The following is a 16,906-nucleotide window of genomic DNA, read 5'->3' on the forward strand; positions in this document are numbered from 1 at the left end:
TCATGACGCCCGGATAGACGAAAAATCCGAGCGTCGTGTACGGTTTAGAAACGTCGTAAATCGAGCGTCATCGGCAGCTCGTCATTAATTTCCAGAATCGGTATCGGAAGTTTCCCCGGGCTGTGTCCGATGCGGAAAAAACGCGCCATCCGTCGGCTCTCGGCCTCATTGGCATTCACCGGCAAGCTGTCGTAATTACGCCCGCCCGGATGGGCGACGTGGTATTGACAGCCCCCCAGCGAACGCTGCATCCAGGTGTCGAGCAGGTCGAACACCAACGGCGCGTGGACCGGGATGGTCGGTTGCAGGCAGTTGGCCGGTTGCCAGGCGCGGAAACGCACGCCGGCAACGAACTCGCCGACGCGGCCGGTTGGCTGCAACGGCACGGGAACGCCATTGCACGTCAGCAAATAACGCTGCGGTGCCAGACCGGTGAGCTTCACCTGCAAGCGTTCCAGCGACGAATCCACGTAGCGCACCGTGCCGCCGACCGCACCCTCCTCACCCAGCACATGCCAAGGCTCCAGCGCCTGACGCACTTCCAGCTCGATGCCGCTGACGGCGTAATCGCCGACCTTGGGAAAACGAAATTCCAGATGCGCGGCAAACCACTCTGCGCGCACGGGATAACCGGCGGCATTGAGATCGACGATCACATCGGCGAAATCCTGCTCGATAAAGTGCGGCAACAGGAACCGGTCGTGCAGCTCAGTGCCCCAGCGCGCCAGTTTCGGCGGCGCATACGGCTCGCGCCAGAACCGCGCCACCAGCGCCCGCAGCAGCAACTGTTGCGCCAGGCTCATGCGCGCATGCGGTGGCATTTCAAAGGCGCGCAACTCAAGCAATCCAAGCCGACCCGTCGCGCCATCCGGCGAATAGAGCTTGTCGATGCAGAACTCGGCGCGGTGCGTATTGCCGGTCACGTCGATCAGCAAGTTGCGCAGCAACCGGTCGACCAGCCACGGCGCACACTCCTCGCCCGGCTCCGGCATCTGGGCGAAGGCGATTTCCAGTTCGTACAAGGCATCGTTGCGCGCTTCATCGACACGCGGCGCCTGGGACGTCGGGCCGATGAACAAGCCGGAAAACAGGTAGGACAAGGAAGGGTGGTTATGCCAGTAACTGATCAGGCTGCGCAGCAGGTCGGGACGGCGCAGAAACGGTGAGTCAGCCGGCGTCGCGCCACCCAGGACGAAATGGTTGCCGCCGCCGGTGCCGGTGTGCCGGCCGTCGATCATGAATTTCTCGGTGGTCAGTCGGGTCTGGCGCGCTTCTTCGTAGAGGAACTCGGTGCGCTCGACCAGCTCGTCCCACGTGGCGGACGGCTGCACATTGACCTCGATCACGCCCGGGTCAGGGGTGATACGGAAGTTGCTCAAGCGCGGATCGCTCGGCGGCTCGTAGCCTTCCAGCAGCACCGGGCAATGCAGTTCCTGCGCCGTGGCCTCGATCGCGGTGACCAGTTCCAGATAATCTTCGACCCGTTCCAGCGGCGGCATGAACAGGTACAACCGACCTTCCCGTGCCTCGGCGCAGAATGCGGTGCGGGTCAGCCAGTCGGCGGATTCATCGACTTTCAGTTCCCGCTCGACCGCTTCGGCCGGTGCTCCCGGACTGTTCAACTGCTGAGTGTCTGGTAGCGAGGGGAATGCCTGATTCGGATCGTTAGGATGGATGAACGGATACTCCGCCGCTTTTACCCATGGCTGCGAGCCCAAAGGAAGCCGATAGCCCAGCGGTGAATCTCCGGGCACCAGTCGGCAGTGCTCGTCACGCAGGTACCAGCGACCGCTCTGCCATTGATCACCCTTGGCGGTGCGCGCCAGCGGCAGGACCTGACCGATCACCTTGTCCAGGCCCTGGCTGAAGACTTTACGCAGGCGGGCCCGCTCCAGCGGTTCTTCAAGACGCGAGTCTTCGGCGCTGACGTTCAGCGGCAACGTGCCTTCGCGCCAGAGGTAATAGAAATTGTCTTCGTAGGCGGGGAAAACAAAGCGTGTCGGAATTTTCAGGCGTTCGGCGACACTCGACAGAAAACGCCCGGCCAGTTCGCCATCGGCACCGTAGTCTTCCTGCTCATCGGCAATCAGCGCGCTGTTGTGCCAGATCGGCACGCCATCGCGCCGCCAGTAGCAGTTCAGCGACCAGCGTGGCAGTTGTTCGCCGGGATACCACTTGCCCTGACCGAAATGCACCAGGCCTTTGGGCGCGTAGTGTTTGCGCATGCGCTGGAACAGCTCGGCGGACAGCCGACGCTTGTCCGGGCCAAGTGCAGCGGTGTTCCACTCGGCGCCGTCCGGATCGTCAATGGAAACAAACGTCGGCTCGCCGCCCATGGTCAGGCGCACGTCGCCCTCCAGCAGGTCGGCATCGATCTGCCGCCCCAGCGCCTGGATCGCCAACCACTGATCTTCGGTATAGGGCTTTGTTACTCGCGGCGCTTCCCAGATCCGCTCCACGGACATTTCGTGGGTGAACTCGCACTCGCACGGTTCCACCAAGCCACTGATCGGTGCCGCAGAGCCCGGATCGGGGCTGCACGCCAACGGAATGTGTCCTTCACCGGCAAACAGCCCTGACGTCGCGTCCAGGCCGATCCAGCCGGCGCCGGGCAAATAGACCTCGCACCAGGCGTGCAAGTCGGTGAAGTCCACTTCCGTGCCCGAGGGACCGTCGAGGCTTTTGACGTCGGCGGTCAGCTGGATCAGATAACCAGAGACGAAGCGCGCCGCCAGCCCGAGGTTACGCAGCAACTGCACCAACAACCACGCCGAGTCACGGCAGGAACCGGACGCATGTTCAAGGGTGTGCTCAGGGGTTTGCACCCCTGGCTCCATGCGGATCAGGTAGCCGATGTCTTCGCTCAGGCGCTGATTGAGCGCCACGAGGAAGTCGACGCTCGGCAGCGGCGTGCGGTCGATGCCGTCCAGATAGGCCTTGAACTTCGGCGTCAGGGGCAAGGTTTCCAGGTACGGCGCCAGTTCCTTGCGCTCATCCGAGGCGTAGGTGAACGGGATCTTTTCCGCGTAGGGCTCAAGGAAGAAGTCGAACGGATTGAACACCGCCATCTCCGCCAGCAGATCGACCTCGATGCGCAGCTCAGCGGTTTTCTCCGGGAACACCAACCGCGCCAGGTAATTGCCCTGGGGGTCCTGCTGCCAGTTGATGAAATGCTGCTCGGGGGAGACTTTCAGCGCATAGGACAGAATCCGCGTGCGACTGTGGGCGGCCGGGCGCAGGCGAACGATCTGCGGACCGAGCTCGACGGCGCGGTCGTAGCGGTAATGCGTGACGTGGTGCAATGCGACATGAATCGACACGGCGTGCCTCCTGCGAGCCTTAAGCGTATTGGGAAAGCGCGCAAGACTTATGCCATCCAGCAGCGCTGGCGCTTTCTTCGATTGCTTGAGGCAGTACAGCACCAAAATCGGGCGATGCGGGAAATTGGTTTGAGAGGATTGCACGCAAATGTGGCGAGATACCTACGATCGTTCCCACGCTCTGTGTGGGAATGCAGTCCGTGACGCCCCGCGTCACTGGACGCGGAGCGCCCCTTGGGGCATTACCACGCAGCGCGTGGGAACGATCAGCAGACAATAAAAAACGCCAACCCGAAGGTTGGCGTTCTGTTATCAGCGGTCAGCGTTTAGCGCGGCACTACCGGCTTGCGCGCAGGCTTCGGTCCCTTGCCTTTGGCCGCGTCCTTGCGATCTTTGGCCGCCTGTTGGTTGCGGGCGAATGCCGCCGCCTTGGCCTGTTCACGCTTGTCCCACGGATTGCCGCCATCGCTGGCACGTGGTGGCAGGCCGGTGTGCTGGGTCAGGATCTTGGTGGTCTTTTCCCCTGCAACCTTGTGACTGCCGGCCGGCGTCGAGTTCTTGCGACGGGCGCTCTGGTAGCTGTCGGTCGCCGGCTGATGTAGCGGGATCAACTGGTTCTTGCCCGGCCCGATCAGGTCGGCGCGGCCCATGCGGGTCAACGCTTCACGCAGCATCGGCCAGCCTTTCGGGTCGTGATAACGCAAGAACGCCTTGTGCAGGCGACGCTGCTCTTCACTCTTGACGATGGTCACGGCGTCGCTCTTGTAAGTGACCTTGCGCAGCGGGTTCTTGCCCGAATGGTACATCGCGGTGGCAGTGGCCATCGGCGACGGGTAGAACGCCTGCACCTGGTCGGCGCGGAAGCCGTTGCCCTTGAGCCACAAGGCCAGGTTCATCATGTCTTCGTCGGTGGTGCCCGGGTGGGCGGCGATGAAGTACGGAATCAGGTACTGCTCTTTCCCGGCTTCCTTGGAGTACTTCTCGAACATGCGCTTGAACTTGTCATAGCTGCCGATGCCCGGTTTCATCATCTGGTTGAGCGGACCTTCCTCGGTGTGTTCCGGGGCGATCTTCAGGTAACCGCCGACGTGGTGGGTCACCAGCTCTTTGACGTATTCCGGCGACTCGACCGCGAGGTCGTAGCGCAGGCCGGACGCGATCAGGATCTTCTTCACACCCGGCAAGGCACGGGCGCTGCGGTACAGTTGAATCAGCGATGAGTGATCGGTGTTCAGGTTGGGGCAGATGCCCGGGAACACGCACGACGGCTTGCGGCACGCGGATTCGATTTCCGGGCTCTTGCAGGCGATGCGGTACATGTTCGCAGTCGGGCCACCGAGGTCGGAAATCACGCCAGTGAAGCCTGGAACCTTGTCGCGGATCTCTTCGATTTCGCGAATGATCGACTCTTCGGAACGGTTCTGGATGATCCGGCCTTCGTGCTCGGTGATCGAGCAGAAGGTGCAGCCACCGAAGCAGCCACGCATGATGTTCACCGAAAAGCGGATCATGTCGTAGGCAGGAATTTTTTCCTTGCCATACGCCGGGTGCGGAACCCGTGCGTAAGGCATGCCGAACACGTAGTCCATTTCTTCAGTGGTCATCGGAATCGGCGGCGGGTTGAACCAGACGTCGACTTCGCCATGCTTCTGCACCAGGGCGCGGGCGTTGCCCGGGTTGGTTTCCAGGTGAAGCACGCGGTTGGCGTGAGCGTACAGAACCGCATCGCCACGGACTTTCTCGACCGAGGGCAGACGAATCACGGTTTTGTCGCGGGTCATTTTCGGGCTGGCCAGGATCTGCACGACCTTGGCTTCGCTCGGGTCTTCAACCGGGCCTTTTTCCTGCTCGATCGCGCAGGCCTGGGTGTCCTGGGTGTTCACGTACGGGTTGATGATCTTGTCGACCTTGCCCGGACGGTCGATGCGCGTGGAATCGACTTCGTACCAGTCCTTCGGCGTGTCACGACGGATGAACGCGGTGCCGCGCACGTCAGTGATGTCTTCGATCTTGTGACCGAAGGACAGACGCTGGGCGACTTCGACGATCGCACGCTCGGCGTTGCCGTAGAGCAGGATGTCGGCGCAGGCGTCGATCAGGATCGAGTTGCGCACCCGGTCCTGCCAGTAATCGTAGTGGGCGATGCGACGCAGGGAAGCTTCGATGCCGCCGAGCACGATCGGTACATTCTTGTAGGCTTCCTTGCAGCGCTGGCTGTAAACCAGGCTCGCGCGGTCCGGACGTTTGCCCGCCAGGCCACCCGGGGTGTAGGCGTCATCGGAACGGATTTTCTTGTCGGCGGTGTAGCGGTTGATCATCGAATCCATGTTGCCGGCCGCGACACCGAAGAACAGGTTCGGCTCGCCGAGCTTCATGAAGTCGTCTTTGGACTGCCAGTTTGGCTGGGCAATGATCCCGACGCGGAAGCCTTGCGACTCCAGCAGCCGGCCGATGATTGCCATGCCGAACGACGGATGGTCAACGTACGCATCACCGGTGACGATGATGATGTCGCAGGAATCCCAGCCAAGCTGATCCATCTCCTCCCTGCTCATCGGCAGGAATGGCGCCGGGCCGAAACATTCGGCCCAGTACTTGGGATAGTCAAATAACGGCTTGGCTGTTTGCATGACGATGACCGGTGTTGAGATGAAAAATCGCGGGCGCGGAATATAGCACAAAAAACAACCAATTCCGACGGCTATGGTCGGAAATTGCGGCGCCCGTTTCGCGCAAAGATCCAGAGGCCAGGCGCAACCCTTGTGGCGAGGGAGCTTGCTCCCGCTGGGCAGCGAAGCGGCCCCAAAACCTTCGACCGAATTTTTCCAGACGGACCGCATTCCTCAGCTTTGCGACTGCTGCGCAGCCGAGCGGGAGCAAGCTCCCCACAGGCAAGCGTCCTGCCTGGGCGTTACTCGTCGTCGAAGTTGTAGCTGCCCGGTGCGAGGTTTTCGAAGCGGGTGTACTTGCCGATGAACGCCAGCCGCGACGTGCCGATCGGGCCGTTCCGCTGCTTGCCGATGATGATCTCGGCGATGCCTTTGTGCTCAGTTTCCGGGTGGTACACCTCGTCCCGGTAAACGAACATGATCACGTCAGCATCCTGCTCGATCGCTCCGGATTCCCGGAGGTCGGAGTTGATCGGGCGTTTGTTCGGTCGCTGCTCCAGGGAGCGGTTGAGCTGGGACAACGCCACCACCGGGCAGTTGAATTCCTTGGCGAGGGCCTTCAAGGAACGGGAGATCTCGGAAATCTCGTTGGTCCGGTTGTCACCGCCCGAACCCGGGATTTGCATCAATTGCAGGTAGTCGATCATGATCAGGGCGATGTCGCCGTGCTCACGCACCAGGCGTCGGGTACGCGCACGCATTTCCGACGGGCTGATGCCGGCCGTATCGTCGATGAACAGTTTGCGATCATTGAGCAGGTTGACCGCCGAGGTCAGGCGCGGCCAATCGTCGTCGTCCAGGCGACCGGCACGGACCTTGGTCTGGTCGATACGGCCGAGGGACGACAGCATACGCATGATCAGCGATTCGCCTGGCATCTCGAGCGAGTAGACCAGTACGCACTTGTCGCTGCGCAATACGGCGTTTTCCACCAGGTTCATCGCAAAGGTGGTTTTACCCATGGATGGACGGCCGGCGACGATGATCAGGTCAGACGGTTGCAAGCCACTGGTCATTCCGTCGAGGTCGGTGTAACCGGTGGACAGACCAGTAATGGCGTTGTCGGTGTTGAACAAGGTGTCGATGCGGTCGATAGCCTTGGTCAACAGGTCATTCACACTCACCGGGCCGCCGGTTTTTGGCCGGGCCTCAGCGATCTGGAAGATCTGGCGCTCGGCTTCGTCGAGAATCTCTTCAGCGGTACGGCCTTCCGGGTTGAAGGCACTGTCGGCAATTTCGGAGGCAATGCCGATCAGTTGGCGCAAGGTTGCCCGCGCACGAACAATCTGGGCATAAGCCTTGATGTTGGCGACGGACGGCGTGTTTTTCGCCAGCTCACCCAGGTAACCGAGACCACCGACCTGCGAGGTCTGACCTTCCTTGTCCAATTGCTCGGCAAGGGTCACGACGTCGATGGGGGAGTTCTGGTCGGCGAGCTTGGCGATCGCGCGGAAGATCAAACGGTGGTCATGCCGATAGAAATCGCCGTCCGACACTTGATCCAACACGCGTTCCCAGGCGTTGTTGTCCAGCATCAAACCACCGAGCACGGCCTGTTCGGCCTCGATGGAATGCGGCGGCACCTTCAGGGCAGCGGTTTGCAGATCGTATTGCTCGGGAGCGGAGATATCGTTCATGGCCACTAGAAATTGGGGGTTTCAGAAAGACAAAGGGCACGACCTGTAAACAGGATCGTGCCCGATGTTACCGGCAAGCACCCGAGGGTGCCAGCCGACAAGTGCTGCTTAAGCTGCTACCACGACAACGCGTACGGTGGCTTCAACTTCGGCGTGCAGGTGCACGGCTACGTCGAATTCGCCTACGTTGCGGATGGTGCCGTTCGGCAGACGAACTTCGCTTTTTGCCACTTCAACGCCAGAGGCGGTCAGTGCATCAGCGATGTCGTGAGTACCGATCGAACCGAACAGCTTGCCTTCGTCACCAGCGGTGGCAGTGATAGTCACTTCCAGCTCAGCCAGTTGGGCGGCACGGCTTTCAGCCGAAGTTTTACGGTCTGCTGCGGCTTTTTCCAGCTCAGCGCGACGCTCTTCGAACGCAGCCAGGTTGGCAGCGGTCGCAGCGGTAGCTTTGCCGTAAGGCAGCAGGTAGTTACGACCGTAACCAGCCTTAACGTTTACTTTGTCACCCAGGTTGCCCAGGTTGGTGACTTTTTCCAGAAGGATCAGTTGCATGTGAAAATCCTCTTAACTTTTAACCTTCACCGTTCGCGCTATCGACGTCTTTCGGCGTCGAACGACCGCGAAAATCAATCAGGCTGTCGACGATGGCCAAGACCACCAGCAACGGATAGATCAGCTGCATGAACAGCAACAGCGTGACGTACAACCCCACCAGCCAGAACCTGGCCAGTCGCTTTTGCGCCACCAGCCCGTGAATCAGGGCCAGCCCGGCGAACACCAGCGGTACGCTGCACAACGGCGTCAACATGGCCATCTGTGGACCGATGTTCGGTCCCAGAAGCATGAACGCCAGCAGCAACATCGCTGGTAAAAGCGGGAATCGGATGGCGCGAAACTCGCGACCAAAACCACCCGGGTTGTACAACAACGCCTGCCAGTAGCGCCCGACAATCAGGCTCAGCACACTGACGATTTGCAACAAGGCCGCAATCAGGCCGGTCAGGACTGGTGCAATCAGGGACGCAAAATGCGCTTGCTCGTCTACCGACAACTTCTGGTAGACATCACCGAGTAGCGACGGCATGACTTTTATCAAAGCCTGCGCCAGCATCTCGATTTGGGGAGCAAAAACTGTCCCCAGCACCACTGCAAACACCACTCCCATCGCTATGCTGACCAGCAGCACGCGGTTCCAGGACTCGCTTGCGCGCAAAACCAACGCAAGGCTCGAAGACCCCAGCAGCACCAGAAGTGCCCGTGGGTCATCGGAGTAAAGCCACCAGATCAACGCCGGCAGCAGCCCCAGAGCAAGTACGCCAATGGCGTCCTTCAATCCGCGCCGCAGGAGCACAAGGCATCCGGCGGCAGCACCCAACCAATACAACAACGGCAGTATTGCGCATCCAGCCACTACCAGAGTGGCCTGCATACGGCCGCGCATGATGAACTCAGCTAAGGCGCGCATGCATTCAATCCTTTGCTACGTGTCGACTGCCCGGTCTCAGCGGCCGTGGCTGTCGGTGTAGGCCAGCAGGGCCAGGAAGCGGGCGCGCTTGATAGCGGTGGCCAGCTGACGCTGATAACGAGCTTTGGTACCGGTGATGCGGCTTGGAACGATTTTGCCGGTCTCGGATACGTAGGCTTTCAGAGTGTTGAGATCTTTGTAATCGATCTCTTTCACGTCTTCAGCGGTGAAGCGGCAGAATTTACGACGACGGAAGAAACGTGCCATTTGATAGGCTCCTTAAAAGGTCCGTGGATTACTCGTCAGCGTTATCGCTGTTGTCGCTGTCATCACTATCAGCGCTTTCAGCGCCTTCGTGCTCAGGACGGTCGCGACGCTCACGGCGCTCACTGCGGTTTTCTTCAGCCTTGAGCATCTCGGATTGGCCGGTAACGGCTTCTTCGCGACGGATGACCAGGTTACGGATCACTGCATCGTTGTAGCGGAAGTTGTCTTCCAGCTCGGCCAGGGCCTTGCCAGTGCACTCAACGTTCAGCATCACGTAGTGAGCCTTGTGAACATTGTTGATTGCGTAGGCCAGTTGACGACGGCCCCAATCTTCCAGACGGTGGATTTTGCCGCCGTCTTCTTCGATCAGCTTGGTGTAACGCTCAACCATGCCGCCGACTTGCTCGCTTTGATCCGGGTGGACCAAAAAGATGATTTCGTAATGACGCATGAATGCTCCTTACGGGTTGTAGCCTGCCGTTCAAAAACGGTCAGACAAGGAGTGAATGACACTTATGGACTTGCTTGCGATAGACACGTGAGTGCCTGCCGTCACAGCAAGGGGCGCAATTGTAGAGAAGGGATAGAAGAGGTGCAAGGCAATTGGTGATTATTTGAACAGTTCGTTCGCACCGCAACTTTTCGCCCTGACACAAACCACTGTGGGAGCGAGCCTGCTCGCGAAGGGGGCATGACATTCAACATTGATGCTGAATGTTACTCCGCTTTCGCGAGCAGGTGCGCTCCCACAGGGATTACAACCGGCTTAAGACTTCTTGCCGCCCGCCGCAGCTTTGACGCTGCGCTGGCGCTGGGCCTCGAACAGGCAAACGCCAGTCGCCACAGACACGTTGAGACTGCTGACGCTGCCCGTCATCGGCAGATGCACCAAGTAGTCGCAAAGATCGCGAGTCAGGCGACGCATGCCACTGCCTTCCGCGCCCATGATCAGGATGGTCGGGCCAGTCATGTCTTGCTGATACAGACTCTGCTCAGCCTCGCCCGCCGTACCGACAACCCACAAGCCACGCTGCTTGAGTTTTTCCAGGGTTCGCGCCAGGTTGGTCACGGCGACCAACGGAATCACTTCCGCCGCACCACAAGCCACCTTCCGTACCGTCGGGGTCAGGGTGGCTGACTTGTCCTTCGGCACGATCACCGCCAGCGCACCGGCCGCATCGGCCGAACGCAGGCAAGCGCCCAGATTGTGCGGATCGGTCACGCCGTCGAGCACCAGCAGCAGCGGCGCGCCTTCGGTGCGATCGAGCAACTCGTCGAGCATCGCTTCGCCCCAGACCTGGCTCGGGCTCACATCCGCCACGACGCCCTGGTGCACGCCCTCAACCCAGGCATCCAGCTCACGGCGCTCGGCCTGGCCGACGGCCACGCGATTTTCCGCAGCCAGGGCGATCAGTGTCTGAACCCGCGGATCACTGCGGCCTTCAGCCAGCCAGATTTGCTTGACGCGTTTCGGGTGGTGACGCAGCAATGCTTCTACAGCGTGCACGCCGTAGATCTTTTCCAGATTACTCATGACTTGGCCTTAGGTTTACGCGCACCGCCGCTTTTGGCTGGGGCCGAACCCGCTTTTGGCGGGCCTTTACGGTGTTTGCTTGGCTTGCTGCCGGGGGCCTTGTCAGGCGCCGACCGTCCGGTCTTTCCCCCAGACGCCGCTTTACCGCCGCTTTTTGCTTCAGACAGTAACGCCTGTTTCAATTCACGGCTTTTACGCAGCTCGGCATTTTTCGCCGCAGCATCGCTTGGGCGATAGGCTTCGACAGCCTTTTCCTTGGCAGGACGACGACCGGTTTTTGCCGGTGCCGGTTCTGCTGCGGTTTTGGCCGATGTCTTGGCGGCTGGCTCGGTCTTTTCAGTTCCGCGCTTTTTGCGGCCGATCGGCGCGCTGATGGTTTTTTCCGCCATCTCGAAGTCGATCTTGCGCTCGTCGAGGTCAACGCGCATCACGCGCACTTCAACGGTGTCGCCAAGGCGGAAGCTGCGACCGGTACGCTCACCGGCGAGGCGGTGGTGCACAGGGTCGAAGTGGTAGTAATCGCCCGGCAGCGCGGTGACGTGCACCAGGCCTTCGACGTAGATGTCGGTCAGCTCGACGAACAGACCAAAACCGGTTACTGCGGTGATCACACCCGGGAACGATTCGCCCACACGGTCTTTCATGAACTCGCACTTGAGCCAGTTCACCACGTCGCGGGTGGCTTCGTCGGCACGGCGTTCGCTCATCGAGCATTGCTCGCCGAGCTGCTCCAGCGCCGCTTCGTCGTATGGATAGATGCGCGCTTTCGGAATAGTCATCGCGCCGGCACGGCGAACGTGTGGGGTGTTCTGCTTGGAATGGATGACGCTGCGGATCGCCCGGTGCGTGAGCAAGTCCGGGTAGCGGCGGATCGGCGAGGTGAAGTGGGTATAGGCTTCGTAATTCAGGCCGAAGTGGCCCTGGTTATCGGCGCTGTACACCGCCTGGCTCAACGAGCGCAGCATGACGGTCTGGATCAAGTGGAAATCCGGACGGTCCTTGATGCTGGCCAGCAAGGCCTGGTAATCCTTCGGCGACGGGCCGTCCTTGCCTTTGTGCAAGGACAGGCCTAGCTCGCCGAGGAAGGCGCGCAGTTTTTCCAGACGCTCCGGTGGCGGACCGTCGTGGACGCGATACAGCGCAGGGATTTCGTGCTTTTTCAGGAATTCGGCGGTGGCCACGTTGGCCGCCAGCATGCATTCCTCGATCAGCTTGTGCGCATCGTTACGCACGGTCGGACGGATTTCGGCAATCTTGCGCTCGGTACCGAAAATGATCCGGGTTTCCTGCGTTTCGAAATCGATCGCGCCACGCACGTGACGAGCAGCCAGCAGCACTTTGTACAGTGCGTAAAGCTGCTTGAGGTGTGGCAGGACGTCGGTGTACTCGCCACGCAGCTGACGCGCTTCTGTGAGTTTCGGCGTTTCCAGCATCGCGCTGACCTTGTTGTAGGTCAGGCGGGCGTGGGAGTGAATCACCGCTTCATAGAAGCAGTAGTCGGTCATCTCGCCGGTTTTGGAGATGGTCATCTCGCAAACCATGGCCAGGCGATCGACGTGCGGGTTCAGCGAGCACAGGCCGTTGGACAGCTGCTCCGGCAGCATCGGCACGACGCGCTCGGGGAAGTACACCGAGTTGCCGCGAACCTGGGATTCGTTATCCAGTGCCGAACCGATCTTCACGTAGCTGGAAACGTCGGCAATCGCCACGTACAACTTCCAGCCGCCGGAGAACAGGCGCAGCTTGCCAGGCTTGGCTTCGCAGTAAACCGCGTCATCGAAGTCGCGCGCATCTTCACCGTCGATGGTCACGAACGGCAGATGACGCAGGTCGATGCGCTTCTCTTTGTCTTTCTCTTCAACTTCAGGCTTGAGCTTGGCGGCTTCTTTGAGCACCGCCTCAGGCCAGACGTGAGGAATATCGTAGGTGCGCAGGGCAACGTCGATTTCCATGCCCGGCGCCATGTAGTTGCCCACGACCTCGACCACGTCGCCTTGCGGCTGGAAGCGCGGGGTCGGCCAGTGCGTGATCTTCACTTCGACGAATTGACCGATCTGCGCGTTGGCGTTACGACCCGGAGTGACCAGCACTTCTTGCTGGATCTTCGGATTGTCCGCCACCACGAAGCCGATACCGCCTTCTTCGAAGTAGCGACCGACGATGGTCTCGTGGGCACGGGACACCACTTCGACGATCATGCCTTCGCGACGACCGCGACGGTCGAGGCCAGACACACGGGCCAGGGCTCGGTCACCATCGAACACCAGGCGCATTTGCGCCGGGCTCATGAACAGGTCATCGCTGCCGTCGTCCGGGACCAGGAAGCCGAAGCCGTCACGGTGACCGCTGATGCGGCCCAGGATCAGGTCGAGCTTATCCACAGGCGCATAGGTGCCGCGACGGGTATAGATCAGTTGAGCGTCGCGCTCCATGGCGCGCAGGCGGCGACGCAGGGCTTCGATCTGGTCTTCCGTGGTCAGACCAAACTCTTCCACCAACTGCTCGCGGTTAGCAGGCGAACCCCGATCAGCAAGGTGCTGAAGGATCAGTTCGCGGCTAGGAATAGGGTTTTCATATTTTTCCGCTTCACGAGCGGCCTCGGGATCGAGGGACTGCCAATCGGCCATTAGAGAGTTTTCACCTTGTCTATATGCGGGTTAGTTTGGCATAGGCGTAATGAAACGGGAAATTTCAGGCTGCGACAGCCCATCTAAAGCCTTATATCGACAGCGCAAAGCTGATTTAAATGCCGCTGGTAAAATTTTCCAGGTTTTTTTGATGCCAGGGGTTTACAGTTAAAAAGACGCTCCGTATAGTGCGCGCCATCGACGACGCACTAGCGTTGCCGATACTGCCCAGATGGTGAAATTGGTAGACACGCCAGCTTCAGGTGCTGGTGACCGCAAGGTCGTGGAAGTTCGAGTCTTCTTCTGGGCACCAATTACGAGCTTGAGATTAGATCAATTTCAAGGCTCACACAAAAACCCGCGAAAGCGGGTTTTTTGCATTCTAAACATCTGATTTATTAAATCTAAATCAGGGGTTTACAGATCAAAACGCTCTCCGTATAGTGCGCCACATCAACAGCGGCGACGCTGAAGATTATGCCCAGATGGTGAAATTGGTAGACACGCCAGCTTCAGGTGCTGGTGACCGCAAGGTCGTGGAAGTTCGAGTCTTCTTCTGGGCACCAATTCAAATTCAAGGTTTCGATCTTGGATTTCACAGAAACCCGCGAAAGCGGGTTTTTGCGTTTCTGGCATTCAAAAACTTCAAGCCATTACTCCTCCCTCGCCAAAGAGATCGCACCCCCTCTAGCAAAACCCTCTGCGCCCCGCAAGGCGCACTTGAGAAACAATATCGTTTATCATTGTTTCAAGTTTTTGCAATGCGACAGTGAGGAACCCTGCGAATGATGTTTCGAAATACCCTGCGCCGCGGCCTGACCTTCACCCTGCTCGGCCTGGCACTCGCCACTCCCCTCTCCCAGGCTGCTGATACAGTTTCCCTGACCCTCTACAACGGCCAACACAAGGAAGTCGGCGACGCCATCGCCAAAGCCTTCGAAGCCAAGACCGGCATTCACGTCAACGTGCGCAAAGGCAGCAGCAATCAGCTCGCCAGCCAGGTCGTCGAAGAAGGCGACCGCTCTCCCGCCGATGTGATCTACACAGAAGAATCGCCTCCGCTGAACAAACTCGGCGAACAGGGCCTGCTGGCCAAGACCGACGCAGCCACCCTCGCCGTTCTGCCGAAAGACTACGTCGCCGGTAATGGCACCTGGATCGGCATCACCGCCCGGGTCCGCGTGGTCGCTTTCAACCCGAAACTGATCGATGAAAAAGACCTGCCCAAGTCGGTGATGGAATTCTCCGATCCGAAATGGCAAGGCAAGGTCGGTTTCGTGCCTACCAGCGGCGCGTTCCAGGAACAGGCCGTGGCAATCATCAAAGTGCATGGCATGGACGCGGCCGAAGAATGGCTGACCGGCCTGCGCGCGTTCGGCAAGACTTACAGCAACAACATGGTTGCGCTGAAAGCGGTGGAAAACGGCGAAGTCGCCACCGTGCTGGTGAACAACTACTACTGGTTCGCCTTGCAACGGGAAAAAGGCCAGCTCGACTCGAAACTGCATTACTTCACCGGCGGCGACGTCGGCGGCTTGATCACTGTTTCCAGCGCCGCCGTGCTGAAATCCAGCAAGCATCCAAAAGAAGCCCAGCAATTTCTCGCCTACATGGCCAGCGAAGAAGGTCAGCGCGTGATCACCCAGACCACCGCCGAATACCCGCTGCACAAAGGCATGGAATCGGATCGCGGTCTCAAGCCGTTCAGCGAACTGGAGGCACCGAAAGTCACCCCGGCCGACCTCGGCAACGCCGAAGAAGCCCTGGACCTGGAACGTGACGTTGGCTTGAACTGATGAGCGCATCGTTATCCGCCCCCGCCTCGCGCGGGGGTTACGTGCCACGGCGCAAGCGGCCGTCGATCTGGCTGCTGCTGCCGGTTTTGCTGCTGGTGGTGCTCAGCCTTTTGCCGCTGGTGTATGTCGGGCTCAAGACCTGGCAGGCCGGCTGGGCCGAGGCGCTGCATTTGCTGTGGCGGCCTTATGTGTTCGGGCTGCTGCGCAATACGTTGGCGCTGATGATCGGCGTGACCGTCGCCTGCGGCGTGATCGGTTTGTCCCTTGCCTGGCTGCTGGAACGCAGCAATCTGCCGGGACGGCGAGTGTGGGGCGTTATCCTGTGCTTGCCGTTCGCCGTGCCGGCGTTCGTCAGCAGTTTTACCTGGGTATCCCTGAGCGCGCATTTCGAAGGCCTGGGCGGGGCGATCCTGGTGATGACCCTGTCCAAGTACCCACTGATCTTTCTGCCCGTTGCAGCAACCCTGCGCAACCTCGATCCGTCCCTGGAAGAGTCAGCCCGCACGCTGGGACAGAATCGGTGGGGCGTGTTTTTCAGGATTACCCTCCCCCTGCTTTGGCCGTCCCTGCTTGCAGGTTCGCTGTTGATTGCCCTGCACATGCTGGTGGAGTTCGGCGCCCTGTCGATCATCGGCCTGCAAACCTTTACCACCGCGATTTATCAGCAGTTCGAACTGGAATTCAGCAACGCCAACGCGGCGATGCTGTCGGCGGTGCTTCTGGCGCTGTGCCTGGTGCTGTTGTGGCTTGAGTTGCGAGTACGCGGCAAAGGCCGGCACGTGCGCACCGGCCAGGGCGCAGCGCGGCAGGCGGAACAGGTTCGACTGGGGCCGTGGACGGTTGCCGGACAGGTTTACTGCCTGGCATTGGCAATCATCGGCAGCGGCATTCCGCTGGGGATGCTGGCGTACTGGCTGGCGGTAGGTTCGTCGGCAGCATTCCCGGTGGCAGCAATCAGCGAAGCGCTACTGTCGTCCCTGGCGCTGTCGCTGGGTGGCGCTGCACTGTGCCTGGTGCTGGCGGTGCCGGTGGGATTGCTGGTGGTGCGGCACAAAGGCCGGCTGGCGATCTGGGCCGAGCGCTTGCCCTATCTGCTGCACGCGCTGCCAGGCTTGGTGATTGCGCTGACGCTGGTGTATTTCGCCCTGCATTACGTACCGGTGCTGTACCAGACTTCGGCACTGCTGCTGATCGCTTATGCGCTACTGTTTTTGCCATTGGCGCAGGCACCGATTCGCACGGCGCTGAACAAGGCCGCGCCGCAACTGGAAGAGGCGGCACGCACGCTGGGGGCATCGTCTTTCAGTGCGTTTTGCCGGGTGACGCTGCCGATCATCTTTCCAGCACTGGGCGCAGCGTTTGCGCTGGTGTTTCTGGATGCGATGAAGGAGCTGACGGCGACGCTGCTGTTGAGTCCGACCGGGCTCAATACGCTGGCGACGGAGGTTTGGGCGCATACCGCGAACGTGGAGTTCGCGGCAGCGGCGCCTTATGCGGCGTTGTTGATTCTGGTGTCGGGGCTGCCGGTTTATTTACTGACAACACGGATGTATTTGAGCCGATAAGATCGCCATCGCGAGCAGGCTCA

Annotated in this window: 11 protein-coding genes and 2 tRNA genes; 4 read left to right on the forward strand and 9 right to left on the reverse strand. The window is 60.1% G+C overall.

What is annotated here, in order from left to right; genetic code table 11:
* Positions 1-44 precede the first annotated feature (44 nt).
* From AB4N91_RS24065 to rnr, 9 genes are all read right to left on the reverse strand, one after another.
* A complete protein-coding gene (locus AB4N91_RS24065) occupies positions 45-3,320 on the reverse strand; it encodes a transglutaminase family protein (protein WP_145310244.1) in 3,276 nt (1,091 codons plus the stop codon).
* 326 nt (positions 3,321-3,646) lie between these two features.
* On the reverse strand, positions 3,647-5,950 hold the full coding sequence (locus AB4N91_RS24070; protein WP_077748929.1) for a YgiQ family radical SAM protein: 2,304 nt from the start codon (positions 5,948-5,950) through the stop codon (positions 3,647-3,649).
* Between the two features lie 281 nt (positions 5,951-6,231).
* The gene (dnaB, locus tag AB4N91_RS24075) at positions 6,232-7,626 is read right to left on the reverse strand and encodes a replicative DNA helicase (RefSeq protein ID WP_010464182.1); all 1,395 of its coding nucleotides are present in this window, start codon (positions 7,624-7,626) and stop codon (positions 6,232-6,234) included.
* A gap of 108 nt (positions 7,627-7,734) precedes the next feature.
* Complete coding sequence (gene rplI, locus AB4N91_RS24080; protein WP_003197251.1) at positions 7,735-8,181, reverse strand: 50S ribosomal protein L9; 447 nt, start codon at positions 8,179-8,181, stop codon at positions 7,735-7,737.
* A gap of 19 nt (positions 8,182-8,200) precedes the next feature.
* Complete coding sequence (locus tag AB4N91_RS24085) at positions 8,201-9,094, reverse strand: YybS family protein (protein ID WP_010464187.1); 894 nt, start codon at positions 9,092-9,094, stop codon at positions 8,201-8,203.
* A gap of 36 nt (positions 9,095-9,130) precedes the next feature.
* The gene (gene rpsR, locus AB4N91_RS24090) at positions 9,131-9,361 is read right to left on the reverse strand and encodes a 30S ribosomal protein S18 (protein WP_002551829.1); all 231 of its coding nucleotides are present in this window, start codon (positions 9,359-9,361) and stop codon (positions 9,131-9,133) included.
* Positions 9,362-9,389: 28 nt separating this feature from the next.
* Positions 9,390-9,812, reverse strand: a complete 423-nt coding sequence (rpsF, locus tag AB4N91_RS24095) for a 30S ribosomal protein S6 (protein ID WP_003217491.1) — start codon at positions 9,810-9,812, stop codon at positions 9,390-9,392.
* A gap of 315 nt (positions 9,813-10,127) precedes the next feature.
* Positions 10,128-10,895 carry a 23S rRNA (guanosine(2251)-2'-O)-methyltransferase RlmB gene (gene rlmB / locus AB4N91_RS24100; RefSeq protein ID WP_010464188.1) on the reverse strand — a complete coding sequence of 256 codons (768 nt, stop codon included), beginning with the start codon at positions 10,893-10,895 and terminating at the stop codon, positions 10,128-10,130.
* Positions 10,892-13,522 carry a ribonuclease R gene (gene rnr / locus AB4N91_RS24105; protein ID WP_010464189.1) on the reverse strand — a complete coding sequence of 877 codons (2,631 nt, stop codon included), beginning with the start codon at positions 13,520-13,522 and terminating at the stop codon, positions 10,892-10,894. Before rnr ends, rlmB begins: the two co-directional genes overlap by 4 nt.
* A gap of 226 nt (positions 13,523-13,748) precedes the next feature.
* Here rnr and AB4N91_RS24110 point away from each other — a divergent pair.
* The 4 genes from AB4N91_RS24110 to AB4N91_RS24125 all read left to right on the forward strand — a co-directional run bounded on the left by AB4N91_RS24110 (position 13,749) and on the right by AB4N91_RS24125 (position 16,883).
* Positions 13,749-13,835: transfer RNA gene (locus AB4N91_RS24110), tRNA-Leu, on the forward strand.
* A gap of 166 nt (positions 13,836-14,001) precedes the next feature.
* Positions 14,002-14,088, forward strand: a tRNA-Leu gene (locus AB4N91_RS24115).
* Between the two features lie 219 nt (positions 14,089-14,307).
* On the forward strand, positions 14,308-15,318 hold the full coding sequence (locus AB4N91_RS24120; protein WP_077750243.1) for an iron ABC transporter substrate-binding protein: 1,011 nt from the start codon (positions 14,308-14,310) through the stop codon (positions 15,316-15,318).
* Entirely contained in the window at positions 15,318-16,883 is a 1,566-nt protein-coding gene (locus AB4N91_RS24125) for an ABC transporter permease (RefSeq protein WP_077750242.1), read from the forward strand. The genes AB4N91_RS24120 and AB4N91_RS24125 overlap by 1 nt, the downstream gene beginning before the upstream one ends.
* Positions 16,884-16,906 lie beyond the last annotated feature (23 nt).

It is taken from the genome of Pseudomonas sp. H3_D04 (assembly GCF_054669175.1).